This window comes from Agrobacterium vitis, assembly GCF_013337045.2.
GTDB lineage: Bacteria > Pseudomonadota > Alphaproteobacteria > Rhizobiales > Rhizobiaceae > Allorhizobium > Allorhizobium vitis_B.
This window is the reverse complement of sequence record NZ_CP118260.1, coordinates 865331-890796: the sequence shown is the minus strand read 5'-3', so window position 1 is coordinate 890796 and position 25466 is coordinate 865331. Positions and strand designations below refer to the sequence as shown.

The window sequence follows — 25466 nt, the reverse complement described above, 5'->3', positions numbered from 1 at the left end:
CCCCGGAACCATAAGCAAATATCAGGCCAGACCGCCAATATGGAAGGTCTTCATTTCCAGATATTCCTCGATGCCGATCTGCGCACCTTCCCGGCCAAGGCCGGATTGCTTGACGCCGCCAAACGGTGCCACTTCCGTGGAAATCGCCCCGGTATTCAGGCCGATCATCCCCGCTTCCAGCGCCTCGGCCACCCGCCAAGAGCGCTTCAGGCTCTCGGTGTAGAAATAGGCTGCCAAACCGAAGGGCGTGCCATTGGCAATCTCCAGCGCTTCTTCCTCGGTTTCAAACTTGAACAGCGGCGCGACGGGGCCAAAGGTTTCCTCGCTGGCCAGCAGCATGTCGGTGGTGGCCCCGGTCAATACCACCGGTGCCGTAAACTGCGCACCCTGCGGCAATCTGTGCGCATCGGTGACGATCTTCGCACCCTTGGAAACGGCATCCTCGACATGCTGACGGATCTTGCCAATCGCCGCTTCGTTGATCATCGGTCCAATGGAAACGCCTTGCTCGGTTCCGGGGCCAACCTTCATGGCATTGACGCGAGCGGTCAGCTTGGCCGCGAAGGCATCGTAGACACCTGATTGAACCAGGATACGGTTGGCGCAAACGCAAGTCTGGCCGCCATTGCGGAATTTGCAGAGAATCGCACCTTCGACCGCCAGATCAAGATCGGCATCGTCAAACACGATGAACGGCGCATTGCCGCCCAGCTCCAGGCTGAGCTTCTTGATCGTATCGGCAGCACCGCGCATCAACAGTGATCCGACCCGGGTCGAGCCGGTGAAGGAAATTTTGCGCACGACGTCATTGGCCATGATTTCATTGCCGATCTCGGTCGGCATGCCGGTGACGATATTGATGACGCCAGCCGGAATACCGGCACGCTCGGCCAGCACACCCAGCGCCAGCGCCGAATAGGGCGTGAAATCCGAGGGCTTGATGACCACGGTGCAGCCCGCCGCCAAGGCGGGGGCCACTTTGCGGGTGATCATTGCATTGGGGAAATTCCAGGGCGTGATGATGCCGCAGACACCAACCGGCTCCTTCAGAACGACGATGCGGCGGTCAGTGGTTGGCGAAGGAATGGTATGGCCACCGATGCGGCGGGCCTCTTCCGAAAACCACTTGACGAAGGAGGCACCGTAGCGGATTTCGCCGCGCGCCTCATCCAGCGGTTTGCCCTGTTCCATCGTCAGAATCAGCGCCAGATCCTCGATATGCTCGATCATCAGTCCGTACCAGGCTTCCAGCAATGCGGCGCGCTCGGCATGGGTCTTTTTCTTCCAGGGCTTGAAGGCCTTTTCGGCGGCCTTGATGGCGGCGCGTGTATCATCGGCCCCCATATCCGGCACCTTGCCGATCACTGCTTGCGTCGCGGGATCGATGACATCGATTACCTTGGCGGAGGCCGCATCGACCCATTCGCCGCCAATCAGGCCCTGCTGGCGCAGCAATGTCTTGTCTTTGAGATTATGCATAGGAAGTCCTTGATAGAGTGAGACGAAAGGTCCGTCCTGCCATTGAAACATAGGTAGCGATATCGCAGGCACCATTGGAGTTGGAAAATATTTAGTATCCACGCTCGCGATCAACAAGGCCAATCATCTGTTCACCGGATTGATGTCGACGGATATTGTCGATCACCGCCACGGCCGCAGTCTCCGGCTGGGTGACGCTGGCGATATGGGGCGTGATGATCACATTCGCCTGCCGCCATAAAGGGTGGTCCGGTGGCAGCGGTTCAGGATCGGTGACATCGAGAAAGGCGCTGGCGAGATGGCCGCTATCGAGCACTGCCAGCAACGCCGCCTGATCCAGTTGTGCCCCACGCCCGACGTGAACGATAGATGCTCCGCGCGGCAGGCTTGCAAACAGTTCGGCATTGAGGAAATGCCGGGTCTCTGATGTCAGGGGCAAAAGACAGACGAGAATATCGGTCTGCTCCAGCAGATCCGGCAGGGCCTCTAGTCCGGCATGGCAGGTAACGCCATCGATTTCACGCGGCGAACGACTCCAGCCCGACAGCTGAAAGCCGAAAGGCTTCAACCGCTCCAGCGCCGCCTGCCCCAGCAGGCCCAGGCCCAGCACCGTCACCCGTCGTGCAGGCGCCTGGGATATCGGCAGGGGCTGCCATTCACCTCGCTGTTGCTGGCCAATATAGGCTGGCAGCCTGCGATGAACGGAAAGCACGGCAAGGGTGATATATTCCTGCATCATCCGCACGATGCCATCCTCCACCATTCGCACCAGCTTGACGGTATCGGGCAACCGGGCGGGATCGAACTGATCGACACCGGCGCCGATGCAAAACAGCACTTCGAGATTGGTGTAGCGCTCGATCTCCTCCGGCATCGACCAGGTCATCAGATAGCGGATACGCTCAGGATCGACCGTCGATGGCGCAACATGAAAATCCACATCCGGCATGTCGCGTGCGAAGGCCTGCGCGAAGACCGCGCCACGCGCCGGATCTGAGTTGAAAAGAAAGGCCATGATTATCCTAAAACTGCACCGTCCTCTCTCATGTCATTCAAGAGGCCGGCGCGACAAAATGAGCGTCGGAGGTGAACGTAACGCGCTTTCATCAGGCTAAGTGTCGCTCTTGATGGGTTTTTCGATAAAACATGCTGGAAATTGCTGCGGTTTCAGTGGAATCTATTGCCTTGGACAGCTTTAGATAAGCATCGGTCGCTGCTGCAAACCTACCCGATGCAAGGAAGACAATGTGACGGTGAAAACGTCGATCCAGGTGGAATCCTTTGAACTGACGTTGACCGACATTCATGATGTCGGCATCGAGCACCTGCATGGGCTTTCCGTCGCCGTCGGCTGGCCGCACCGGACGGAGGATTGGGCTTTTCTGCTGGCAAATGGCCAAGGCGTCGCAGCCATTGACCCTATCGACCGGGTGCTTGGCTCGGCCATGTGGTTTCCCATGGACGAAAATTTCGCCACCATCGGCATGGTGATCACCTCGCCACGCCTGCAAACGCAGGGCACGGGCCGCTGGCTGATGGAGCATATCCTCGGCAGCATTCCCGTTGCACGGCTGGGGCTGAACTCCACCCGTGCGGCAAGACGCCTCTATCGCAGCATCGGCTTTGCCATCGAAGCCCCGGTCTTTCAGTGTCAGGGCGAGGCAAGACTGCCGCCGGAGACAGCAAAGCCAGCCGATGGCGCAGAGCTGCGCGCGATAACATCAGAGGATTTGCCAGATATCGCCGCGCTGGATGAACTTGCCTTCGGTGCAAATCGCCAGCGATGGCTTGGCAACCTCCTGCCCCTATCGGAAGGCGTGGCACTTGTGCGTGCTGGAAAAATAGTGGCTTTTGCCCTCTCCCGGCCCTTTGGGCGTGGCCACGTCATCGGTCCTGTGGTTGCCGCCAGCGATGAAGATGCCATCGCCGTGACGCGACCTCATGTCGCACGCCATCAGGGGCGGTTCCTGCGGCTCGATACGCGGCATGGCTCCGGAGCCTTTGCCGAATTTCTGCTGGAATCCGGGCTTTCCCTGTTCGATACCGTCACCACCATGTCGCTGCGAGCGCCGTGGCCAGTCGGACCAAAAGGGGAACCGAGCGCCGATGACAAGGGCCACTCAGAGCCCCATGCCATCACTTATGGATTGGCGAGCCAGGCACTGGGTTGACTAACACACCCGGACAGTCGTAAAGCGGCGCTCCCCTATCGGTTCGCAGGTGATTGACCGCTGCTTCGCGGTCTCTCCCTCTGGCTGGTGAAACACTATTTTAACATCCATGTCTTACAGCGCGAAGCGTCGGCGACGACACCAGCGTCACGCTGTAACATATTCAATATACTGCATAATTTTCAACCCAATCGCTTGCGGTCGGGCCGATTATGCTGTAGCAGCGCCACCCCGGCATCTCACCGCCGGGCCATTCATGAGTTGCGAGTATTATGCCAAGATTGACCCCTTCCGCTCCGGTATTTCATCGGAAAATCGAAACCTTTTGCGAAGTGCGGCTTGCGCCAGCGCTTGCCAAATCCGATTACCAGAATTTGCGCAGCTATATGCTCGGGCTGATCGTCCGTCAGGCCACCCCGCCACTGCATGGCGGCCGTCCGAACTGGAAAGAAATCGGCGCCACCTGTCTGCTCAGCGAAGACGGCTTGGTCACCGCGCGCCGCGAAGGCCGCCATGCTTTTGAAGCGATCATGCGCTGGGTCACGCTGGCCCAGAAGGCCAAGGCTGCGCCCGCTCCAGCCCCTACCCCGGTAGCCCGTCCCGCCGCAGCCAAGACCATGATCCGTCCGGTCGGCATGCGCACCGTCTCGGCCAACAGCAACCGCCGCCCGGTAGAGCGGATGCCCGCTGCGACCACAGCAACCACCACGACTCGCGTCGCATTTGCCCCCAAGAAGGCTGGCGTTCGCGGCTGAAATGTATACGGACCGGCCCTATGCGGGCCGGTCGTCTAGCTGATATTTCTCAGCCGTTGCGAAACGCATACCCATAGCCGTTCAGGGCCGGCGCTCCGCCAAGATGGGCGTAGAGCACTTTCGAGCCTTCCGGGAAATATCCCTTCTTCACCAGATCGATCATGCCCTGCATGGATTTCCCCTCATAGACGGGATCGGTGATCATTCCTTCCAGGCGGCCCACAAGACGAATGGCATCCTTGGTTTCTTCCGAAGGCACGCCGTAAACCGGATAGGCATAATCCTCGACCAGAACAATGTCTTCCTGACGCATGTCACGGCCAAGCTTGACCAGATCCGCTGTGCGCTGGGCAATCTCCAGCACCTGGGTGCGGGTTTGCTCCGGGGTGAAGGAGGCATCAATGCCGATGACATGGTCGGCGCGGCCATCCTTGGCAAAGCCAACCGCCATGCCCGCATGGGTTGAACCGGTCACAGTGCAGACGACGATATAATCGAACGCAAATCCCAGTGCCGCTTCCTGCGCCCGCACTTCCTCGGCAAAGCCGACATAGCCCAGCCCACCATATTTATGCACGGAGGCACCTGCCGGAATGGCATAAGGCTTTCCGCCCCCCGCCTTCACTTCTTCAATCGCCTCCTCCCAGCTGCGGCGGATGCCGATATCGAATCCGTCATCGACCAGCCGCACATCCGCACCCATGATGCGTGACAGCATGATATTGCCGACCCGGTCGTAAACCGCGTCCTCATGTGGCACCCAGGCTTCCTGCACGAGCCGGCATTTAAAGCCGATCTTGGCAGCGACAGCCGCCACCATCCGGGTATGGTTGGACTGGACGCCGCCAATCGACACCAGCGTATCGGCCCCGGAGGCAATGGCGTCGGGGATGATATATTCCAGCTTGCGCAGCTTGTTGCCACCAAAGGCCAGACCCGAATTGCAATCCTCCCGCTTGGCGTAAAGCTGCACTTTGCCACCGAGATGATCGGTCAGCCGCTCCAGCTTCTCGATCGGTGTGGGACCAAAGGTCAGCGGGTAACGTTCAAAAGCGTCGAGCATGGAATCCTCTTTGGAAATGGTGGTTGATAATGTTCGGATGCTAGACTCTTAGAAGTGAAAGGTGCTTTCTAAGTTGTGATATAAAATGCGTTATATTTCACTTTTTTGGAAATAACTGATATATATTCTGCTATTTAACCTCTGAAAATGGAAGATCCTTTCATGAATGAATCGCTGGATCGCATCGACCTGAAAATGATCCGCCTGTTGCAGAAAAACGGTCGTCTGACCAATGCCGAACTGGCAGAGCAGGCCTCAATCAGCCCGGCGACTTGCTACAGGCGTACGCAGAAGCTGTTTGCGCAGGGCTATATCACCGGCGTGCGGGCCATGGTGGCACCCGCCAAGGTGAACCGGGCGGCGCTGGTCATGGTCGGCGTGGTGCTGGACCGGTCAACAGCGGACAGTTTTGCAGAGTTTGAAGCGGCGGTGGCCAAGCTGAATTTCGTGCTGGATTGCCATCTGGTGGCCGGTGATTTCGATTATTTTCTGAAAATCCGGGTCGGCGACATGGCCGATTTCAACCGCATTCACGGCAGCCAGTTGATCGCCCTGCCCGGCGTGCGGCAAACCCGAACCTTCTTCGTAATGAAGGAAGTGGTCGATAACCGGGCGCTGGAATTCTGATTAGCCAGCATCCGCCGTGGCGCGGGCAAATGCCGCCAACACCGTGCGCTCCGAGCGAACCAGATAAGCATCCAGTGCGGCAGCCGCCTCTTTCGCCTTGTCGGCTTCCAGCAGGCCGAGGATTTCGCCATTCAATTCCACGAAGGGCGCGTGCAGCAATTCCGGATCGTCCAGCAGGCCGAAGCTCAATCGTAATTCCGCAGCGATTCGCGTATAAAATTCACTGAGGCGGCTGCTGTCGGCGAGATCGACGATGGCGGCATGAAACTGCATATTGGCGCTGCCGACCCCCAGCCAGTCGCGGCCATTGCGACAGGCCCGCGCGGTTTCCACCGCCAACCGCATCCGCCGGACAGCGGGATGACCGGAAAACGCCTGTTCCAGCGCCTTGCATTCCACCAGCCGCCGCACCCTGTAGATATCGATGATCGAGGCCATGCTGGGCGTGGCGACAAACACACCGCGATTGGCCTCATGGCGCAGCAAGCCATCCTTGGTCAGCAGCCGGAAGGCTTCCCGCAGGGAATTGCGCGACACGTCGAGCCGGGTGCTGAGTGCTGCCTCCGACAGCCGCTGGCCCGGCTTCAACTCCCCGGCGATCAGCTGATCGCGGATTTTTGTCACCAGCCGCTCCGCCAGCGAAAGGCTTTCATCCTCGTCTGCCATAGGTCCCTCTTGCCCAACCGCGAAGATGTTCAGCGGCTGCCATCTTTCGCCGGGACTATTGCCGATGCCCTCCGGCAGAGCAAGGCAGCGCAGAAAACCGGGCAGACTTGCCCACATCATTGGCATGTCCTGCCAATATCGCAAGCATTTCGCCCATGAAATAAACAGAATGATGGAACGATAAAATAAAATTGTTCAACAATATTGACGGAATTGTGAAACGTGGCAGACTGGCTGCATGGATCATCCGCAGAGGGGCGGATGACGATGACCATGGAGCCTCCCAATGGCGCAGAACCACGTCCCAGCGCGCGATCCGCAGAAGATCGCCGTGACAAATAATTCAGGACCACAATCCCCCAAAACCCGACGCGCCGCGCTGACAGCGGCGGTTTTCCTGATGGCAACATCAGCAATCGGGCCGGGCTTCATTACCCAGACAGCCACCTTTACCGCGACCATGGGAGCAGCCTTCGCGTTCGGCATCCTCGCCTCGATCATCATCGACTTCGTCGTCCAGCTGAATATCTGGCGGATCGTCACACTCACCCGGATGCGCGCCTCAGATATTGCCAATGCCGCCATTCCCGGCTCCGGCTATCTGCTTGCCGTTCTGGTGATTATCGGCGGGCTGTTCTTCAATATCGGCAATATCGGCGGCACCGGCCTTGGCCTCAACGCCATGCTCGGCCTTGACCCGAAATGGGGCGGCGCCATCAGCGCCCTGCTGTCCATTGGCATTTTCCTATCAAAGCGCGCAGGGCTGGCAATCGACCGCTTCATCATCGTCGCTGGCTTGCTGATGATCGCCCTGACGCTGTTTGTCGCCTATGTATCCGGCCCGCCACTGTTTGAGGCACTGCGCCAGACGATCCTGCCCGACACCATCAATTTTGCCACCATCACCACCATTGTCGGCGGCACGGTCGGCGGTTACATCACCTATTCCGGCGCGCATCGCCTGCTGGACAAGGGCACCGTCGGCATTGAAAATCTCGGTGCCGTCAACCGCGCCGCCTTGACCGGCATCGCCGTGACGGGCGTCATGCGTTATGTGCTGTTCCTGGCTGTGCTTGGCGTCGTCGCCAGCGGTGTGGTCATCGACATTTCCGGCAAAAGCGCCAATCCGGCTGCACAAGCCTTCCAGAGCGCCGCCGGTAATATCGGACTTCGCCTGTTTGGCGTCATCTTCTGGGCCGCCGCCATCACCAGCGTCATCGGCGCAGCCTATACATCGGTCTCGTTCCTGACCGCCTTCAAACAGGATATGAGCGAGCGGGCGCGCAATCTCGCCACCGTGGCATTCATCGCCATTTCGCTGTTCTTCTACATCATCATGACCACCCCGCCCGCGCAAATGCTGGTCTTCGTTGGTGGCCTGAACGGGTTGATCCTACCTATCGGCCTGTCGATCTTTATCTATGCCGCCTGGGCGCGGTCCGACCTGATGGGCGGCTATCGCTATCCGCGCTGGCTATTGATCCTCGGCGTCCTCACCTGCGCGCTGACATGGTACATGGCCTATAAATCGGTCGGGCCAATCTTCGCCCTGCTTGGCCTGTAAACGCTGAAGCTTTAAACAAGGAAGGAACGCACATGGCTGCCATCGATCTCAACAGCGACCTTGGAGAAAGCTACGGCGCCTGGAGCATGGGCGACGATAGCGCCATGCTGGCCGTGGTTTCCAGCGCCAATATCGCCTGCGGTTTTCATGCGGGCGACCCGTCCGGCATCTGGAAAACCGTCAAGGCCGCTGCTAAAAACGGCGTATCGATTGGTGCCCATGTGTCCTATCCTGACCGCGTCGGCTTTGGCCGGCGCGACATGGACGTGACCAGTGAAGAGCTGATCGCCGACGTGATCTACCAGATCGGCGCCCTGAAAGGCATGGCGGCTGCCGCCGGCACCTCAGTTACTTATGTTAAGCCGCATGGTGCGCTGTACAACCGGATCGCCAATGATGCCCGTCAGGGCCAGGCTGTGATCGATGCCATCAACGCCATCGATCCCTCGCTGGTGCTGATGGGTCTGGCAGGCGCACCCATCCTTGAGCTGGCCCGCATGTCAGGCCTGAGCACCGTGGCGGAAGCCTTTGCCGACCGCGCCTATACGCCGGAAGGCCAGCTCGTCTCGCGCCGGGAACCGGGCGCGGTTCTGCATGACGCGGAAAAGATCGCCAGCCGCATGGTGCAGCTTGCCCGCCAAGGCACGTTGGAAGCCATCGATGGCAGCGTGATCAAGGTCGAGGCGCAGTCGATCTGCGTGCATGGCGACAGCCCCGGCGCTGTCGCCATTGCCCAGGAAATCCGCAGGCGCTTCGAGGCTGAGGGCATTGCCGTCCAGCCGTTTCTAACAGCATAGGGGGAGAGACAATGATTGCCTTGAAGCATCTGGCGCATTGGGATGTCGAACCGGCTCGTGCTGCCCGCGCCCGTTATCGCAATGGAGCTGTGGAACCGACATCTGGCGTCGCCCCCGGCTTTACCCAGGCCAACATGATCGTGCTGCCACGCGACTGGGCCTTTGACTTCCTGCTCTATGCGCAACGCAATCCCAAGGCCTGCCCGGTCCTTGACGTCTCCGATCCCGGTTCGCATCTGACCGAACTCGCCAAGGGCGCCGATCTGCGCACCGACCTGCCGCTCTACCGGATCTGGCGCGATGGCAAGCTGGCCGAGGAAACACCCGATGCCACCGCCGCCTGGGCCGAGCATCCCGATCTCGTCAGCTTCCTGATCGGATGCAGCTTCACCTTTGAGACGCCGATGGTGGAAGCGGGCATCGAGATCCGCCACATGACCGATAAAAGCAATGTACCGATGTATTTGACCAATCAACCCTGCCGCCCGGCAGGCCGTTTGCATGGCAATATGGTGGTGTCGATGCGGCCAATCCCCGCCTCGCGGGTTGCCGATGCCGCGACAATTTCCGGTCGGTTTCCGGCGGTGCATGGCGCGCCGGTTCATGTCGGCGCGCCGGAACAGATCGGTATTGTCGATCTTGCCAAGCCGCAATTCGGCGATCCCGTGCGCATCGAGCCGGGCGAAGTGCCGGTGTTCTGGGCCTGTGGCGTCACCCCGCAAGCAGCCGTGATGGCGTCGGGCGTCCCATTTGCCATCACCCATGCGCCCGGCCACATGTTCATCACCGATATTCCCGATTCCGCCTATCACGCCTGAGGTTCCGATGCGCTTTCTCCCCGTCAGCCTGACGACGATGCTGGTCGAGCTTGCCGATCTCGATGAGACCCTGGCTTTGTTCGCCTCGCTTCAGGCAAGCCCCGTCCCCGGCATCGATGAAATGGTGCCCGCCGCCCGGACCTTAATGATCCGGTTTCGCCCGCAGACGATCCGCGCGGAAGCCCTGGCGGCTGAGGTCAGCACCCGCGACCTGTCCGCCAAACTGGCACCATCCGATCATCTGGTCGAAATACCCGTAGACTATGACGGCGAAGATCTGGCCGACGTGGCGGAACTGACCGGACTTGCCGTGGAAGAGGTTATTCGACGCCATACGGAAAGCACATTCACGGTTGCTTTTTGTGGCTTTGCACCGGGCTTCGGCTATCTCGTCGGCGGTGACCCCGCCTTGCATGTGCCGCGCCGCAAAAGCCCGCGTACCCGCATTCCCGCTGGTGCCGTGGCCCTGGCAGGTGCCTTTAGCGGGGTCTATCCGCAGGCCAGCCCCGGCGGCTGGCAAATCATCGGCGTCACACCGGTAAAAATGTGGGATCTCAGCCGCGATCCACCAGCACTGTTTCAGCCCGGCTATCAGGTGCGTTTCACCGATATGGCAAAAGCGGTCCATTCGGTTGCCGTTACGGTAAGCGCAGCAGCCCCTGCCAATCCGGCTGATGAGCTTTCCGATGTGGATGGCGCGCCGCATTTCACCGTGCTAGCCGCCCCCATGCCTGCGGTATTCCAGGATCTTGGCCGTCTCGGCCAGACAGGCCAGGGGGTTTCGGCCTCCGGCGCCTTGGACCAAGGGGCCTTGAAGGCAGCCAATCGGGTGGTGGGCAATCCATCTGATTTCCCGTGTCTGGAAATCACGCTTGGTGGCTTTTCTTTTGAAAGCGATAGACGCGCGGTCATCGCGCTGACCGGTGCGCCCTGCCCGGTCACTATTCGGGATACCTCTGGCCGAGTCACTCAGGCTGAAACCTATCAGCCGATTTCGCTGGAACCCGGCGATACCATCAGCCTTGGCCAGCCTCCACAGGGCATGCGCAGCTATCTTGCCGTGCGGGGTGGCTTTGCGGTCCAGCCAGTGCTGGGCAGCTATGCCACGGATACGCTGGCCGTCGTCGGCCCTGAAGCGGTGACGGCAGGAACTGTTTTGACGCTGAAGGGCAGCAGCGAGGGTCTCACCTCCGTTTCCCTGCATGAATCTCCACTGCAGACCCTGCCGAGTGCAGGCGATATCGTCACGCTGGACGTCGTACTAGGCCCGCGCACCGACTGGTTTACCGAAAGGGGTCTGGCGACCCTGACGGACCAGCTTTGGCAAGTGACGCCTCAATCCAGCCGCGTCGGCATCCGGCTAGCGGGCGACATGCCGCTGGAACGGATCGATAGCGCCGAACTGCCAAGCGAAGGCACCGCCACCGGTGCCATTCAGGTTCCCCATAGCGGCCAGCCGGTTCTGTTTCTCGCCGACCATCCGCTGACCGGTGGCTATCCTGTCATCGGCACGGTTGCCGAATATCATCTGGATCTTGCGGTACAGATCCCGATCAACGCCCGCATCCGCTTTCGGCCCATTGCCCCTTTCGCAGACATCGCCCCTGCCCCCACCCCTGTCCTTGGCCCTGCCGCGAACGCATAACGATAAAAGAGGAGACACCGATGAAGAAAGTGCTGATCGCCAACCGAGGCGAAATCGCCGTTCGCATCATCCGCGCCTGTCGCGATTACGGGCTGCAATCGGTCGCGGTCTATGCCGATCCGGATATTGACGCATTGTTCGTGCAGCTTGCCGATGAGGCCTATGGGCTATCAGGCGCCAAGCCGCCAGAGACTTATCTCGATATCGCCAAGCTGATCGATATTGCCAAACGATCCGGGGCAGACGCCGTCCATCCCGGCTACGGCTTTCTGTCGGAGCGCGCCGAATTTGCGCGCGCGGTCATCGATGCCGGTCTGACCTGGATCGGCCCCGATCCGCAGGTTATCGAAGCGCTGGGCGACAAGGTCGAGGCACGGCGGATTGCCACCAGCGTCGGCGCGCCACTGGTGGCAGGCAGCGACGGGCCGGTGGACACCGCCGAGGAGGTCATTGCCTTTGCCGAGCGTCACGGCCTGCCGGTCGCCATCAAGGCGGCCCATGGCGGCGGTGGACGCGGCTTGAAAGTCGCCTGGAAAATGGAAGAAATCCCGGAGCTTTACGCATCGGCTGTGCGCGAAGCGACCGTGGCTTTTGGCCGGGGCGAATGCTTTCTGGAACGCTTCCTCGACCGGCCGCGCCATATCGAAGCGCAGGTGATTGCCGATAAGCACGGCACCGTGCTGGTGCTCGGCACCCGCGATTGCTCCTTGCAGCGGCGAAACCAGAAACTGGTGGAAGAGGCTCCTGCCCCCTTCCTCACCGATGCTCAACGCCAATCCATCCATGATGCCGCCAAGGCAATCTGCGCGGCAGCGGGCTATAGCGGTGCGGGAACGGTGGAGTTCCTGCTGGGTGTCGATGGCACGATTTCCTTCCTCGAGGTGAATACCCGGCTACAGGTTGAGCATCCGGTGACGGAAGAAACCACTGGCATCGATCTCGTCATCGAACAGTTCCGGGTAGCAGAAGGCCTGCCCCTGGCGATCACGCAAACACCGGTCCCACGCGGCCATTCCATTGAGTTTCGCATCAATGCCGAAGATCCGGGTCGTGGCTTTCTGCCAACGCCCGGCACCATCACCCGGTTTGCGGCCCCGTCCGGCCCCGGCGTGCGGCTCGATAGCGGTGTGGATACCGGCTCAACCATTCCTGGCGTCTATGATTCGTTGATGGCCAAGCTGATCGTTACCGGTGCCACCCGCGAGCAAGCCTTGCAAAGGGCAAGACGCGCCCTGAAGGAATTCCAGATCGAAGGCGTGGCAACCGTACTCCCCTTCCACCGTGCCGCCATGGAAACCGCCGATTTCATCGGCACCGACGGCTTCAAGGTCCATACCCGTTGGATCGAGACCGATTTCGCCGCCATGCCCGAGGCGGCCATGCGACCGGAGCCCATCGCTGACACGTCGCTGATCCGCACCCATGTGGAAATCGATGGCAAGCGCCATGCCCTCGGCATTCCCGCCCAGCTTCTCGCCGGGCTTGGCAGTCTCTCAGTCAATGCCGGACAGGCAGCTAAAGGCGATGCGGGAAATACGCCGGAAAAAGGCGCCGTCATCGCACCGGTGTCCGGCACGGTTCAATCCTTCAAGGTGAAGGATGGAGATCAAGTTCAGGCAGGTGATCTTCTCGCTGTTATGGAGGCGATGAAGATGGAGACGCAGATCATCGCGACATCAGCCGGCACCGTCAGTCTCATTGCCAGCGAAGGCGACTATCTGGCTGCGGGAAGCCTGCTCTTGAAGATTATCGCGTAAAGACGTTTAGTTTTCTCCACCCTTGGAACAACCCAAGGGTGGAGACGGGCAATGCCGTTTCAAAAAATCAGGCAAAATCCAGCGCGCGGTCGCCGTCTTCATCCTTGATGCGGGTCGGCAGTCCGATATGGTTGAGAATGTTGAGGAAAGGCCGTGGCGGCAATTCTTCAACATTGGCCATTTTCTTCACGTCCCATTCGCCGGTTGCCACCAGCATGGCAGCCGCGACGGGCGGAACGCCAGCCGTGTAGGAAATGCCCTGGGAGCCGACTTCGTTATAGGCTTCCTTATGGTCAGCGACGTTGTAGATGAAGACGGTCTTTTCCTTGCCGTCCTTCAGCCCCTTCACATAGTCGCCAATGCAGGTCTTGCCTTCATAGTCGGGCGCCAGCGATGACGGGTCGGGCAGGCAAGCCTTGACCACTTTCAGCGGCACAACTTCGGAGCCATCGGCCAACTTCACTGGCTGTTCGGACAGGAGACCAATGCTCTTCAGCACGGTGAACACATTGATATAGTGATCGCCGAAGCCCATCCAGAAACGCACATCGGCGCCGTCCATGTTCTTGGCCAATGAATGCACTTCGTCATGACCGCAGAGATAGGCGCGGCGCGTGCCAACCACCGGCAGGTCGTAGTCCTTGCCGATCTCGAACATCTTGTTGACCTGCCATTCGCCCTTCTGCCAGGAATAGACGACGCCGGTAAACTCACGGAAATTGATTTCTGGATCAAAATTGGTGGCGAAATATTTGCCATGGCTGCCGGCATTGATATCGACGATATCGACATCGGTGACCTTGTCGAGATATTCGTCCTTGGCAAGGCGGGCATAGGCATTGACCACGCCGGGATCGAACCCAGCGCCGAGAATGGCGGTAATGCCCTTCTCTTCACATTCCGCGGCCCGCTTCCATTCGTAGTTTCCGTACCATGGCGGCGTTTCACAGATCTTGTTCGGCTCTTCGTGGATCGCCGTGTCGATATAGGCGACGCCGGTATCCATGCAGGCGCGCAACACCGACATATTGAGGAAGGCGGTGCCGACATTGATGACGATCTGCGAGCCGGTCTTTTCGATCAGCGCCTTGGTGGCGTCGATATCCAGCGCATCGAGCGCATGGCCTTCCAGCACGCCCGGCTGCTTCATGGCGTTCTTTTCATGCACGGAGGCGATGATGGCGTCGCATTTGCCCTTGGTGCGCGAGGCGATATGGATATCGCCCAATACGTCGTTGTTCTGGGCGCATTTATGCGCAACGACCTGGGCGACGCCGCCAGCGCCGATAATGAGCACGTTCTTCTTCATGATGCGGACTAACTCCTTTTGTCCAATCGTCAGAAGCCTCAGGAGAGGCTTTGTTCAAAGTCCGCGTAGGAAAATTCGCGGACAGTCCTGATGCTGCCATCCAGTTCACGGATGGCGATGGACGGCATTTTCACGCCGTTAAACCAGTTCTTCTTGACCATCGTATAGCCTGCGGCATCCTGGATGGAAATCCGGTCGCCGACCTTCAAGGCTTCAGGGAAACGAAACTCGCCAAATACATCGCCAGCCAGGCACGATTTGCCGCAGATCATATAGCTGTGGTCGCCTGCATTCGGCTCCAGCTTGGCGGTTTCGCGGTAGATCAGCAGGTCGAGCATATGAGCCTCAATTGAGCTATCGACGATAGCGAGGTTCTTACCATTATACAGCGTATCCAGAACCGAGACTTCCAGCGTCGTCGATTTGGTGATCGAGGCCTCACCCGGCTCCAGATAGACCTGGACGCCATATTTGCCCGAAAACCGCTTCAACCGCTCGGCAAACTGTGCCAGCGGATAATCCTCGCCGGTAAAGTGTATGCCGCCGCCAAGGCTGACCCATTCGGCACGATGCAGAAGCGAGCCGAATTTCGCCTCGATATCCGAGAGCATGGTGTCGAACAGGGCGAAATCCTTGTTTTCGCAATTGTTATGGATCATGAAGCCGCTGATGCGGTCCATGACCTTTTCCACCTTGGCGGCATCCCATTCCCCAAGCCGCGAAAACGGCCGGGCCGGATCGGCCAGATCAAAGCTGGACGAACTGACCTGCGGGTTCAGCCTCAAGCCACGGGTAATGCCGGAGGCCTTGTCGCCATAGCGCTCCAACTGGCCTACCGAATTGAAGATGATCTTGTCGGCGTGGGAAATCACCTCGTCGATTTCATTGTCGCCATAGGCAACGCTATAGGCATGGGTCTCACCGCCGAATTTTTCGCGGCCGAGCCGGACCTCGTAGAGCGAGGACGAGGTGGTGCCATCCATATACTCGCGCATCAGGTCGAAGACCGACCAGGTGGCAAAACATTTCAACGCCAGCAAAGCCTTGGCACCGGAGGTCTCGCGCAGAAGCGCAATCTTTTCCATATTGGAAAGAAGCTTGCTCTTGTCGATGAGATAAAACGGGGTCTGAAGCACGATGGCCACGCCTTTCCATGAATTCGAAGGGGTCGTTTAAGAAATCTGGCCCTTGAAGGCAAGTCGCTCCGGCCTTTTCCCGGAAAAATGCTTCAACCTGATGACACGACATTACTTTTTCATGCCGAAAAGGGCTTATATCCTCCCGGATGAAGATATTACGAATATCTCAAATGCATCAGTGACTTGAGCTTGTCGCAAATTCGAGCGGATTTTCGCCATGGAGATGCTAAAGACTGGCGGAAGCATTGCGGAGAAAGACCATGATGGACAAAGCGGTTCTGACGGATCATCGCGAATATTCTGCCGATCAGGGCAATCTTCTGGACACATGGTCCATTGAGGTCACTCCGCGAACATCGGCGAAAATCGACAGTTTCCAGGCTCTGCTGCCAGCGGGTACCCGAATCTACATCGCCCATGTCGATGGGACGCCTTTCGAGGACATGGTTGCGACCGCCAGGCGCCTTCACGAAGAAGGCTTTCCGGTCATGCCACATATTCCGGCCCGAAGCCTAGCCGATGCCACGCAACTGGAAGACCTGTTGAAGCAATACCGGGATGAAGCCGATGTACGCCAGGCACTTCTGCTGGCTGGCGGCATTACAAAGCCACGCGGCACGCTTTCCAGTTCGATGCAGCTGATTGAAACCGGGGTGTTCGACAGGCTCGGCTTTACTCACCTGCATATTGCCGGGCACCCCGAAGGCAACCGCGATATCGATGCCGATGGCTCCACCACGCAAATCGATGCGGCGCTGCGCTGGAAGCTCGACTTCTCCAGCCGGACGGATGCGCAAATGGCCATTGTGACCCAATTTGCCTTCGATGCCAAAGTCATCATCGACTGGGCCGAGCGAATCGATGCCCTCGGAATCGGATTGCCGATCCATGTCGGCATTGCCGGTCCCGCCAAGCTTCAGACACTGATCAAATATGCAATCTCCTGCGGCGTCGGCCCCTCCTTGAAAGTGCTGCAAAAACGCGCGCTCGACCTGCGCAAATTGCTGATGCCTTATGAGCCCACGGATATGGTTGGGCAGTTGAACACCTACAAGGCTGAAAATCCGCAGAGCAATATCAGTAAGCTGCATCTGTTTCCACTCGGCGGCATCGAGCCTGCGGCCCGGTGGATCGGCCAATATAAGCCCTGACGAGGATTATCCAGTTTTGGTTTTGGAACCTGCAAAAGCGGCAATGACAGCCACGCAAAACACCGAGATGATGAAAATCGCCCCGGACATTGCATAGATCGTTGGCGACGCGCCACCATTCATCTTGCCAAATAGCACGACCGGAAGGGTATTCTGCCGCCCAGCCAGATAGAAGGCGCGGGTAAACTCGTTCAGCGACAAAAGAAACGAGAAGATAAAAGCACTGATCAGGCCTGGGCGAATCAGCGGCAGGGTAATGTCACGAAACTGCCGCCAGCGGCTGGCGCCGAGATCCGCTGCCGCCATCAGGAAGACGGGCCGCACGGCGGAAAAGCCGGTGAGAATGACGATAAATGCAAAAGGCATCGCCCAGAGCAGGTGTCCGGCGGTAATTGTCCAGGTCGAGGGCTTGATGCCGCTGCGGCTGAACACAGTGGACAGCGCCAGCCCTTGGATAACACCCGGCACGAACATCGGCAGGATCACGGCAAGAAACCATAGATCGCGGACCCTGCGCAATTCGAAATAGGCCAGTGCCGCCATAAGCGACAGCAGCGTGGCGCATACCGCCGTCAACAGGGCAACGATGGCCGATTGCCAGAGGGCCGCCATAAGCGCCGTATCCGCTGGCAGGGCGGCATACCATTTCACCGTCAGGTCAGCCATGCTTGGCAATCCAGGCTGAAGCGACGGATTGAAGGAAACACCCAGCAGATAAAGCGGCGGCGCATAGATTGCCACCAGGCCGACGATCGTCATGCCCCAAATCAATATCTGGTTTGCCCGTCCCTCTGCCCTCATCATGCCGAGCGATCTCCAAACAGTGCCGCCAGCCCGAACAGCCGGTTTCCAATCAGGACCATGCCGAACACCACAATCAGGACGATGGTGGAAATGGCGAAGGCTAGTGGGTAATTTGCCACCCGCATCACATCGTTGATCATCACAGTGACGATGGAGGCCCCTGCCCCGCCGAGCATTTGCACTTCGGTCGATGAGCCCGCAACCATCACGAACACGAACAGGAAGCCAGCAAACAGACCGGACCGGGTGAGCGGCAGGAGAATGGTGACAAGCATGCGCCAAAAGCCAGCGCCGAGATCCTGCGCGGCGGCAAGCACAGTCGCATCCACCCGGCGCATGGCGAGCAGCAGAGGAAAGGTGGCAAACGGCAGATAGGAAGCAACCAGCCCGACAATGACAGCGAAATCGCTGAACAGCAGCCAATCGACCGGCGCGCTGGTCAGGCCGAAATGTTGCAGCCAACCGTTGATCACGCCGGTCCGACCCAGCACCAGCCGCCAGGAAAACGAGCGGATCAGATAGGAGGTGAAAAACGGAATCGTCATCAGAGCCAGGAGCACCACCGACAGCCTGCGGCCCGCCAGGAAATGCACGGCATAGGCAGCGGGATAAGCGAACACCAGACAGATACCCGCCGTCAGAAAGGCCTTGGCAAGCGTGGAAACAATCACCGTCCAGCGTCCGGCCTGGAGAATGGCGGCGTAGCCCGCCAGGCTGAGATCCGGCTTGATCCAGTAGGTCAATGGGTCCCAGGACCAGAAGCTCCACAGCAGCACCACCAGCAACGGCGCCAACCCAAGCACCAGCAGCGCCAGAACAGGCGGCGCCATCAGCAGGACAGGCAGTCGTCCGGTCGATCTCATGCACGCTCCAAGGGTGATTATGCAGCAAATTTAAAGCATTGCCGCATTTTTTATGAGTTTTACAAAACGCATGGCGCAGTCAAATCATCAGAGGCCTATCGCCGGGCGAAACACGGCGACAGGCTGACTTTAGGGTTTATGCCCCATGGAAACCACAGATACGGTCTTACAGTCTGTTCAAGAATTGCTGCTGGCCTGGCGAAAATGATGATTTCGAGAACCGGAACGGAGCGTACTTAATGTACGTGAGTACAAGCATTCCAGGAAAAGTGCGAAGCAGTTTTTCGTTAGGAAATGCGTGCATCATTCAAGCGCAGAAATTGCCATTTGCAGACGGCCAGCGGCGATTATTGGATAGACTGTTAAGCATTGCGGAGTTTCTGCCACCATTCTTCATAGAGCTGGAAATTGTCCGGACGGGTATTCTGCCAGAAGACCTTGCCGGCAAACTTGGCTTTGACGTGATCAGCCCGTGCCTGCACCTCTTCCGGCTTATATTCGTCAGGATGTGCCTTGGCATAGACCACATTGTTGTCGGTCGGGACGAGATAGCCCCGCGCCTTGCCAAGCTCGCAGCCATAGAGACCGCCCAAAAGGCCATTGACGAATTGATGCGCGGCATCGCTCACACCGCGTTCGCCTGCGCCCTTGAGCAGAACCGTATTGTTGGCCCAGCCTTCATAGCCCTCGACGGGGGCGGCATAATCGACTTTCAGTCCGCGTTTGCGGCCTTCATAGACAATCGGCTCCCAGCCGGTCATCGCATCGACTTCTTCATTGGCAACCAGCTGGACGCCCTGTTCCCAGCCATTCCAGAAGGTGCGGAACTGGCCGTCCTTCTTGTGCTTGATCAGGAATTCCATCACCAGACCAAGTTCGGATTCGCTCAGATTGCCCGGGTCCTTGATCGGCTTGTTCTCGCCTTCCTTGAGATAGATCGCAGCGAAGATCGCGCTGTTGATCCAAGCATCCTCCATGGCGACCTTGCCCTTCATCTTCGGGTCGAAGATTACGCCATAGCTATCGACCTTGCCGAGCTTGTCGGAGCGATAGATGATCGAGTCGGCATTGACCACGGTCGGAATGCCGTATTGCTTGCCCTCGTGCTTGAGGTAGGGAATGTCGCGCGCCCATTGCCAGATACTGTCGTAATTGGCGATCTTGCTGACATCCCAAGGGATAATCGCGCCCTGACGAGCCAGTTCCTTTTCAGCGCCGCCCTGAAAACCGCCGATGTCGAACAGATCATTGGCATTGCCCGCGGCCAGACGGGCAATGACAGGACCAAGGTCGTTTCCATTGTCGGTAAATTCCGGTTTTACACCATTTTGGGTGGCAAATTCCGCCCATTTCTCACCGATATCAAGCGTCGCCGTGCCCCAGAAAGCCACAGACTTCGCCTCTGCGGCAAAGGCCGAACGGCCAAGCCCCAGATGACCGGCAGCCAGCGCCAAGCCGCCGGCACCGGCAAATTTCAAGAGGTCGCGCCGCTGCATATTGCTTCGGTTGACCGAAAATCCATTTTTCAAACTCGTTGTCATTGTTGTTCCCTTGTTCTCACCCATGAGACCCCATTTTATGCACGTCTCATGCCGCTGACGGCGGCTTTACACCGCATGCGGCAATCCCTTGTCGGATGTCAAAAGGGCGGCACCCGGCTTTATCGACAGGCCCACATCCTGCCCGACACTCAAAGACGGCGCATCCGCATCGCAGATCGCCGTCAAGGTCTGTCCGTCACCAAACGCCAGCGTGACATCCCGATGCAAACCGCGAAAAGTGGTGGCAACCACACGCAGCGACAATTGAGGGGATGCCCCTCCGCCAGCTGCGGTTCTGATTTCAGGCTCGATGACCAGTCGGTCGGAGCGGATCACCACCAGGTTGGCGCTAACATTGCCATCCGGAACCGTGACCGGCACGGACTGACCAGCAATGATCGCCACAGTGTCCGATCCAGATCCTTCCAGCCGCTCAGGCCGCAGCAGATTATCCATGCCGATGAACCGGGCGACGAAGGCGTTGGCGGGCGCATGAAAAAACTGGTCGGGCCGGCCAAGCTGTTCGATCCGTCCCTGATGCATGATCGCCATCCGGTCGGACAGGCTGAGGGCTTCGTCCTGATTATGGGTAACGAGAATGAAGGTGGCGCCGGTGCGCTTGTGCAAACGACCGAATTCATTGCGCATCTGCTGGCGAAGCCGCTCATCCAGACCGGTCAAAGGCTCATCCAGCAACAATATGCCAGGCTCCATCACCAGCGCACGCGCCAGAGCCACACGCTGCCGCTGACCGCCGGACAGAAGATTGACATCACGCTCGCCAAATCCAGATAGTTCCACCAGATCCAGTGCCTCCCCGACCTTTGCATCAAGGGCCGCGCCGGAAAGGCCGCGCAGCTTCAATCCGTAACCAATATTGCGCGCCACCGACATATGCGGAAACAGACCCAGCCCCTGAAACACGGTATTGACCGGGCGCCGATTGGCCGGCACGGCGGCCATATCCTGACCATCAAACAGGATCCTGCCCGCATTCGGCTGATCAAATCCGCCAATCAGCTTCAACAGCGAGCTTTTTCCACTGCCGGAAGACCCAAGCAGGGTGAAGAACTCCCCTGCCTTGATCTCCAGCGACAGGTCATCGACCGCCCGAACCGGACCATGACTGCGCGTCACAGCGTCTATGCTGATGGATATGGCCATCCTATGCGGCCTGCATGTCCGTTTCGTGAATGACGAGAATACCAGTTTCGGTCAGGCTGGCTGACTGGCCCTCAAGCACCAGCGTCGTCGCCGTCGCTTCTTCGATCAGCAGTGGGCCGAATACAGGCTGACCGACAGGAAGCCGGACCCGCTCGTAAACAGCACAGGTCTGCCAACCCATGGATCGACCGAAATAAACCTTCCTTTCGCCGACCCTGGCCGCGTCAATCGTCATATCTTGCCTTTTCAGTTTTGGCAGGGAAATGACCTGCCCTTTCAAAACGGCTTCGAGATGCAGCGTCGTCAGTTCAATCTCGGCTGCGGGCAGGCGGAAAGCATAAGCGCGTTCATGAACATCATGAAACCTTTGGCTGAAAGTTTCAATGGTGTCGCCCGCCTCGAACCGCGCAAAAACACCATGTTCCTGACCTTTATAGCGCGCTTCAATCTGGTGATTGAATGCCACCTGCGCCTCGGCGCCCGCCGAGAAATAGGCGATGGCCTGACGCTCCAGCAATGTGAACCGGGTAGCGGCCTCTTCCAATGCCCGCTCGGCCAACAGGTGAAACCAGGTTTCGCGGAAGTCGGCACGGGGTTCGGCTGCCAACATGCCCCAGGCGGAAAAAATGCCTGGATGCGGCGGCACGACCGTCGCCTTCACACGCAATTCCCGACCGAGATGGCTGGCCAGCGCCGGACCGGCACCACCGCTGATCACCAGACTGGCATCGCGAGGATCATGGCCGCGCTGAACCGTCACCAGTTTCAAGGCATTGATCATGCTGGCATGGGCAATGTCCATGATCGCACCCGCAGCATCTTCGATCGACATATTCATCGGCCCGGCCACCGTTGCAATGGCGCTTGCTGCTTTCTCCTTGTCCAGATGCAGCGTGCCATCGGCAAAGGTAGCGGGATCGAAAATGCCGAGCGTCAGCAATGCATCAGTCAGCGTCGGCTTTGTGCCGCCGCGCCCGTAACAGGCCGGTCCAGGGGCGGAACCGGCACTTTCGGGGCCAACTCGCAAGCTGCCGCGCGCATCGATCCAGGCGATAGAGCCGCCGCCGGAACCGATTTCGACGATATCGACGACCGGCACTTGCACGGGATAGCCAGGCTGGATGCGGGTATGTTCCAACCGGTATTCGGTATTCAGCGTCGGACGTCCATCATGGATCAGCGAGCATTTGGCTGTTGTGCCGCCGACATCCAGCGACAGGATTTCGCTCTCGCCAAGCTCCACGCCGATGCGAGCTGCCCCGGCGACCCCGCCCGCCGGACCGGATTCCACCAATGTCAGCGGCTGTTGCACAGCCTGATCGAAAGAGGAAATGCCACCATTGGATTGCATGGCATAGTAAGGACAAGTCAGGTTGCGCTTGGCGAGCGCGAATTCCATCATTTCGAAATATTGCTGGATGGCCGGCTGCACATAGGCATTCAGCACGGTCGTATTGGTGCGCTCATATTCCCGCCATTGCCGCGAAACCTCGTGGCTGGCGCAGATCGAGGCAAATGGCAGGGCATCGGCCAGAATATCGGCGCAGACCTTCTCATGGTCGGGATTGGCATAGCTGTGCAGAAACAGGATGGCGACCGCATCCACATCCTCCGCCGTGCAGACGCGGATGATTTCGCGCAAATCATTCAATTCGATCGGCAGGAGCACCTTGCCGGACGCATCGACCCGTTCCCGCACCTCGAAGCGAAGATGACGGGGCACGAAAGGTTCGGGACTATGGAAATGCAAATTGTAAAGGTCAGGCCGGTTGCCACGGCCGATTTCCAGCACATCGCGGAACCCGGCGGTGGTGATGAGTGCGGTCTTTGCGCCCTTGCGCTCGGTAATCGCGTTGATCACCGTGGTGCCGCCATGGGCAAAGAAGGTGATGTCGCGGACCCGCAAACCATCCTTGCGCTCGCTGACATCGATCGCATCCAGCACGCCACCGGACTGGTTATCGGAAGTCGTCAGGCTCTTGGCTGTAAAAATCTCACCGCTGCCCTCGTCATAGCCGACGAGATCAGTAAAAGTTCCACCTACATCTGTTGCCAACCGGATCATTCTGTAATCCTCCCACGGTAACCATAGAGGCTGGACGCTGCCTCCTCGCTGACAAAACCATTTTTCAAGTCTGTTTCAATCAAAGCCGGATCGCGGTCGCTGGGCTCACCCCATCCACCGCCGCCGCCGGTAACGATGCGCACGACATCGCCCGTCTTCAGCGCAATATCGGCAGAACGGCCATAGCAACTGTTTTCGCCCGATGCGGCGAGGACCTGAAGGCTATTGGCCGTACCATCATGGCCACCGTCCATGCCCCATGGCAGGGTGCGGGTACGGCCAAAGCTGCAATAGGCGGAGGCCTTGTCGCCAAGGATCTCATATTCCCTGATGATCCCGAAACCGCCACGCATCCGTCCGGCCCCGGAGCCGCCCTCGATATTCAGGCCATAGCGCCGCACCAGCAACGGAAACCGCGCCTCGATCACTTCGACGGAATAATTGTAGGTATCGCCATCCGTCAGGGAAATCAGCGCATTGGCCCCATCCCGATTGACGCCGGCACCCCAGCCGCCATGCTGTGGTTCAATATGAATGAAGGGTCGGCCACTGCGGTCGTTTCCGGAGATATAGGCGACACAAAGGCTGGAATAGGAGCCAGCCGAAAACCGCTCCGGCACCAGCGCCGCCAGCGCCTTCCAGACCAGTTCCGATGCATGAACCGATCCCTCGTAATACCATCCGGTCGGCGAGGGTTTTTCGGCGGTAAACACGGTTCCCAAGGGCGCAACCACATTCAAAGGCCGGAACCAGCCTTCGTTGGACGGCGACTGCGGTGCCACAAGCGCCTTCAGGATCGTCCTGACGGCTGATTCCAGCGCGCCGCGTGCGCAATTGATCGGTCCAGCCACGGCCGGCGGGCAACCGGTAAAATCGGCGGTGATTTGATCGCCGGCAATGGTCACCGCAACTTGCACGGCAATTGGATCGGTTGTGACGCCATCGCCATCGATAATGTCGCTGGCTCGGTAAACACCATCCGGGAGTGCGGCAATCGCCTGCCGGCTCTGCCGTTCGCTAACATTGAGGATATGGTCGAAAGCGGCGATCAAGGTAGGAGCGCCGTATTTGGCCGTGAATTCCTTCATCCGCCGGGCAGCGACCCGCACCGTGGCGATCTGTGCCGTCAGATCGCCAAGCGCAATCTCAGGCATCCGGACATTTTCCGAGATGATGTGAAGAATGTCAGAGGAAAGCATATCGTTGCGAACGATCTTGACGCCCGGCAACCGCAGACCTTCTTGGTAAACCGAGGTCGCAGCCGGCGAAAGACTGCCTGGAACCGATCCGCCAACATCAAGATAATGCGCGACATTGATGGCAAAGGCGAGCAGCACGTCATCGACGAAAATCGGCTTGACGATGGCAAAATCGCAAGCATGGGTCCCCCCGGCATAGGGATCGTTGGTCAGCAGAATATCGCCATCGGCCATATCCGCCCCGAAACGGTCGATCAACGCTTTAACCTGACGGCCGAATGTGCCGGTAAACAGGGTGATGCCGTTCATCTGGGCGATCAACTCACCCTTTGCCGTCAAGACACCGCAGGCAAAATCCAGCACTTCGTAGATCACCGGGCTCATGCTGGTGCGGGCCATAACAATGCCCATTTCATCAACGGTGGCAATCAACTTGCCCTCGATGATTTCCTGGGTCACCGGATCGAATGGGTGCCTGCCCGCCATCATGCCTCTAACGTCTCCCTACTGAAACTCATGAAGGAGACTTTAGGCTCACAACTCAGGCGCGACCAGCCTGCCAGAAGAGTAGGGTTGCAAGACCCAACCCCACCCGTTCGGGTAGGGTGCACATTGAGGCCACACGCGACCCAGATTTCCCCGCGCCAATACTGAACGAGATAATAGTATTAAGTCTCTACAATTTTGACGCATCCTCATCTCGACGGCAGTGTAAATATTTTGTATATTCAAAAATAATTACAAACAATCACGGCAAATTATTGACCATATAGCGGGCAATTTCAAAGCAGAACGACTGTTGCAACCCGGCTGATCCGATCCGTTACATTGCAATACCAAGAATGAATTTGGCCAACGGCCTACTTTGTCAAAGCACGGCAGACAGCCT

The 25466-nt window shown here is 58.6% G+C and carries 21 protein-coding genes; 9 read left to right on the top strand and 12 right to left on the bottom strand.

Annotated features, from left to right (window positions below):
* Positions 1–21: 21 nt before the first annotated feature.
* Positions 22–1479, bottom strand: a complete 1458-nt coding sequence (locus G6L01_RS21785) for an NAD-dependent succinate-semialdehyde dehydrogenase (protein WP_070164476.1) — start codon at positions 1477–1479, stop codon at positions 22–24.
* Positions 1480–1570: 91 nt separating this feature from the next.
* Entirely contained in the window at positions 1571–2494 is a 924-nt protein-coding gene (locus G6L01_RS21780) for a 2-hydroxyacid dehydrogenase (RefSeq protein ID WP_070164475.1), read from the bottom strand.
* Positions 2495–2726: 232 nt separating this feature from the next.
* Here G6L01_RS21780 and G6L01_RS21775 point away from each other — a divergent pair, with 232 nt between their 5' ends.
* Together G6L01_RS21775 and G6L01_RS21770 are read left to right on the top strand one after the other, a co-directional pair.
* Positions 2727–3650, top strand: coding sequence for a GNAT family N-acetyltransferase (locus tag G6L01_RS21775; protein ID WP_070164474.1), 924 nt, complete (start codon positions 2727–2729; stop codon positions 3648–3650).
* A gap of 272 nt (positions 3651–3922) precedes the next feature.
* The gene (locus G6L01_RS21770) at positions 3923–4405 is read left to right on the top strand and encodes a hypothetical protein (protein ID WP_070164473.1); all 483 of its coding nucleotides are present in this window, start codon (positions 3923–3925) and stop codon (positions 4403–4405) included.
* Positions 4406–4454: 49 nt separating this feature from the next.
* Here the strand turns inward: G6L01_RS21770 and G6L01_RS21765 are convergent, their stop codons facing one another.
* Positions 4455–5468, bottom strand: coding sequence for a 1-aminocyclopropane-1-carboxylate deaminase (locus G6L01_RS21765; RefSeq protein ID WP_070164472.1), 1014 nt, complete (start codon positions 5466–5468; stop codon positions 4455–4457).
* Between the two features lie 162 nt (positions 5469–5630).
* Between G6L01_RS21765 and G6L01_RS21760 the strand changes: the two genes are divergently transcribed.
* The gene (locus G6L01_RS21760) at positions 5631–6095 is read left to right on the top strand and encodes an Lrp/AsnC family transcriptional regulator (RefSeq protein ID WP_070164471.1); all 465 of its coding nucleotides are present in this window, start codon (positions 5631–5633) and stop codon (positions 6093–6095) included.
* Here G6L01_RS21760 and G6L01_RS21755 read toward each other — a convergent pair whose 3' ends face one another.
* Positions 6096–6761 carry a GntR family transcriptional regulator gene (locus tag G6L01_RS21755; RefSeq protein ID WP_070164526.1) on the bottom strand — a complete coding sequence of 222 codons (666 nt, stop codon included), beginning with the start codon at positions 6759–6761 and terminating at the stop codon, positions 6096–6098.
* Positions 6762–7161: 400 nt separating this feature from the next.
* Here G6L01_RS21755 and G6L01_RS21750 point away from each other — a divergent pair, with 400 nt between their 5' ends.
* From G6L01_RS21750 to G6L01_RS21730, 5 genes are read left to right on the top strand one after another with little or no spacing between them, the layout of a single operon-like run.
* Positions 7162–8325 carry an NRAMP family divalent metal transporter gene (locus G6L01_RS21750; protein WP_234891977.1) on the top strand — a complete coding sequence of 388 codons (1164 nt, stop codon included), beginning with the start codon at positions 7162–7164 and terminating at the stop codon, positions 8323–8325.
* A 32-nt stretch (positions 8326–8357) separates the two neighbouring features.
* Complete coding sequence (locus G6L01_RS21745) at positions 8358–9122, top strand: LamB/YcsF family protein (protein ID WP_070164470.1); 765 nt, start codon at positions 8358–8360, stop codon at positions 9120–9122.
* Between the two features lie 11 nt (positions 9123–9133).
* Positions 9134–9940, top strand: a complete 807-nt coding sequence (locus G6L01_RS21740; protein WP_070164469.1) for a putative hydro-lyase — start codon at positions 9134–9136, stop codon at positions 9938–9940.
* A 7-nt stretch (positions 9941–9947) separates the two neighbouring features.
* The gene (locus G6L01_RS21735) at positions 9948–11585 is read left to right on the top strand and encodes a 5-oxoprolinase subunit B/C family protein (protein ID WP_070164468.1); all 1638 of its coding nucleotides are present in this window, start codon (positions 9948–9950) and stop codon (positions 11583–11585) included.
* A 20-nt stretch (positions 11586–11605) separates the two neighbouring features.
* Positions 11606–13342, top strand: a complete 1737-nt coding sequence (locus tag G6L01_RS21730; protein WP_070164467.1) for an acetyl/propionyl/methylcrotonyl-CoA carboxylase subunit alpha — start codon at positions 11606–11608, stop codon at positions 13340–13342.
* A gap of 67 nt (positions 13343–13409) precedes the next feature.
* Here G6L01_RS21730 and G6L01_RS21725 read toward each other — a convergent pair whose 3' ends face one another.
* Both G6L01_RS21725 and nspC read right to left on the bottom strand, forming a co-directional pair.
* Positions 13410–14651 (bottom strand): saccharopine dehydrogenase family protein, encoded by a 1242-nt coding sequence (locus G6L01_RS21725; protein WP_070164466.1) that lies wholly within the window; start codon positions 14649–14651, stop codon positions 13410–13412.
* 38 nt (positions 14652–14689) lie between these two features.
* Positions 14690–15787 carry a carboxynorspermidine decarboxylase gene (gene nspC, locus G6L01_RS21720; RefSeq protein WP_070164524.1) on the bottom strand — a complete coding sequence of 366 codons (1098 nt, stop codon included), beginning with the start codon at positions 15785–15787 and terminating at the stop codon, positions 14690–14692.
* A 263-nt stretch (positions 15788–16050) separates the two neighbouring features.
* On the opposite strand from nspC, the gene G6L01_RS21715 reads away from it, so the two are divergent.
* Positions 16051–16941 (top strand): methylenetetrahydrofolate reductase, encoded by an 891-nt coding sequence (locus tag G6L01_RS21715; protein ID WP_070164465.1) that lies wholly within the window; start codon positions 16051–16053, stop codon positions 16939–16941.
* Between the two features lie 6 nt (positions 16942–16947).
* Here the strand turns inward: G6L01_RS21715 and G6L01_RS21710 are convergent, their stop codons facing one another.
* The 6 genes from G6L01_RS21710 to G6L01_RS21685 form a co-directional block, all read right to left on the bottom strand.
* The gene (locus G6L01_RS21710) at positions 16948–17745 is read right to left on the bottom strand and encodes an ABC transporter permease (RefSeq protein ID WP_070164464.1); all 798 of its coding nucleotides are present in this window, start codon (positions 17743–17745) and stop codon (positions 16948–16950) included.
* A complete protein-coding gene (locus G6L01_RS21705; RefSeq protein ID WP_071205773.1) occupies positions 17742–18608 on the bottom strand; it encodes an ABC transporter permease in 867 nt (288 codons plus the stop codon). The genes G6L01_RS21710 and G6L01_RS21705 overlap by 4 nt, the downstream gene beginning before the upstream one ends.
* Positions 18609–18970: 362 nt before the next feature.
* Entirely contained in the window at positions 18971–20149 is a 1179-nt protein-coding gene (locus G6L01_RS21700) for an ABC transporter substrate-binding protein (protein WP_070164462.1), read from the bottom strand.
* Between the two features lie 66 nt (positions 20150–20215).
* Positions 20216–21313, bottom strand: coding sequence for an ABC transporter ATP-binding protein (locus tag G6L01_RS21695; RefSeq protein ID WP_070164461.1), 1098 nt, complete (start codon positions 21311–21313; stop codon positions 20216–20218).
* A gap of 1 nt (position 21314) precedes the next feature.
* Positions 21315–23378 carry a hydantoinase/oxoprolinase family protein gene (locus G6L01_RS21690; protein WP_070164460.1) on the bottom strand — a complete coding sequence of 688 codons (2064 nt, stop codon included), beginning with the start codon at positions 23376–23378 and terminating at the stop codon, positions 21315–21317.
* Positions 23375–25066, bottom strand: coding sequence for a hydantoinase B/oxoprolinase family protein (locus G6L01_RS21685; RefSeq protein ID WP_070164459.1), 1692 nt, complete (start codon positions 25064–25066; stop codon positions 23375–23377). The genes G6L01_RS21690 and G6L01_RS21685 overlap by 4 nt, the downstream gene beginning before the upstream one ends.
* Between the last annotated feature and the right edge of the window lie 400 nt (positions 25067–25466).

Excerpts from the sequence above, each read along its gene's own strand:
- G6L01_RS21785 (WP_070164476.1), bottom strand. The coding sequence starts at position 1,479 with ATGCATAATCTCAAAGACAAGACATTGCTGCGCCAGCAGGGCCTGATT.
- G6L01_RS21780 (WP_070164475.1), bottom strand. The coding sequence starts at position 2,494 with ATGGCCTTTCTTTTCAACTCAGATCCGGCGCGTGGCGCGGTCTTCGCG.
- G6L01_RS21770 (WP_070164473.1), top strand. The coding sequence starts at position 3,923 with ATGCCAAGATTGACCCCTTCCGCTCCGGTATTTCATCGGAAAATCGAA.
- G6L01_RS21765 (WP_070164472.1), bottom strand. The coding sequence starts at position 5,468 with ATGCTCGACGCTTTTGAACGTTACCCGCTGACCTTTGGTCCCACACCG.
- G6L01_RS21760 (WP_070164471.1), top strand. The coding sequence starts at position 5,631 with ATGAATGAATCGCTGGATCGCATCGACCTGAAAATGATCCGCCTGTTG.
- G6L01_RS21755 (WP_070164526.1), bottom strand. The coding sequence starts at position 6,761 with ATGGCAGACGAGGATGAAAGCCTTTCGCTGGCGGAGCGGCTGGTGACA.
- G6L01_RS21750 (WP_234891977.1), top strand. The coding sequence starts at position 7,162 with ATGGCAACATCAGCAATCGGGCCGGGCTTCATTACCCAGACAGCCACC.
- G6L01_RS21745 (WP_070164470.1), top strand. The coding sequence starts at position 8,358 with ATGGCTGCCATCGATCTCAACAGCGACCTTGGAGAAAGCTACGGCGCC.
- G6L01_RS21740 (WP_070164469.1), top strand. The coding sequence starts at position 9,134 with ATGATTGCCTTGAAGCATCTGGCGCATTGGGATGTCGAACCGGCTCGT.
- G6L01_RS21735 (WP_070164468.1), top strand. The coding sequence starts at position 9,948 with ATGCGCTTTCTCCCCGTCAGCCTGACGACGATGCTGGTCGAGCTTGCC.
- G6L01_RS21730 (WP_070164467.1), top strand. The coding sequence starts at position 11,606 with ATGAAGAAAGTGCTGATCGCCAACCGAGGCGAAATCGCCGTTCGCATC.
- G6L01_RS21725 (WP_070164466.1), bottom strand. The coding sequence starts at position 14,651 with ATGAAGAAGAACGTGCTCATTATCGGCGCTGGCGGCGTCGCCCAGGTC.
- G6L01_RS21715 (WP_070164465.1), top strand. The coding sequence starts at position 16,051 with ATGATGGACAAAGCGGTTCTGACGGATCATCGCGAATATTCTGCCGAT.
- G6L01_RS21710 (WP_070164464.1), bottom strand. The coding sequence starts at position 17,745 with ATGATGAGGGCAGAGGGACGGGCAAACCAGATATTGATTTGGGGCATG.
- G6L01_RS21705 (WP_071205773.1), bottom strand. The coding sequence starts at position 18,608 with ATGAGATCGACCGGACGACTGCCTGTCCTGCTGATGGCGCCGCCTGTT.
- G6L01_RS21700 (WP_070164462.1), bottom strand. The coding sequence starts at position 20,149 with ATGACAACGAGTTTGAAAAATGGATTTTCGGTCAACCGAAGCAATATG.
- G6L01_RS21695 (WP_070164461.1), bottom strand. The coding sequence starts at position 21,313 with ATGGCCATATCCATCAGCATAGACGCTGTGACGCGCAGTCATGGTCCG.
- G6L01_RS21690 (WP_070164460.1), bottom strand. The coding sequence starts at position 23,378 with ATGATCCGGTTGGCAACAGATGTAGGTGGAACTTTTACTGATCTCGTC.
- G6L01_RS21685 (WP_070164459.1), bottom strand. The coding sequence starts at position 25,066 with ATGATGGCGGGCAGGCACCCATTCGATCCGGTGACCCAGGAAATCATC.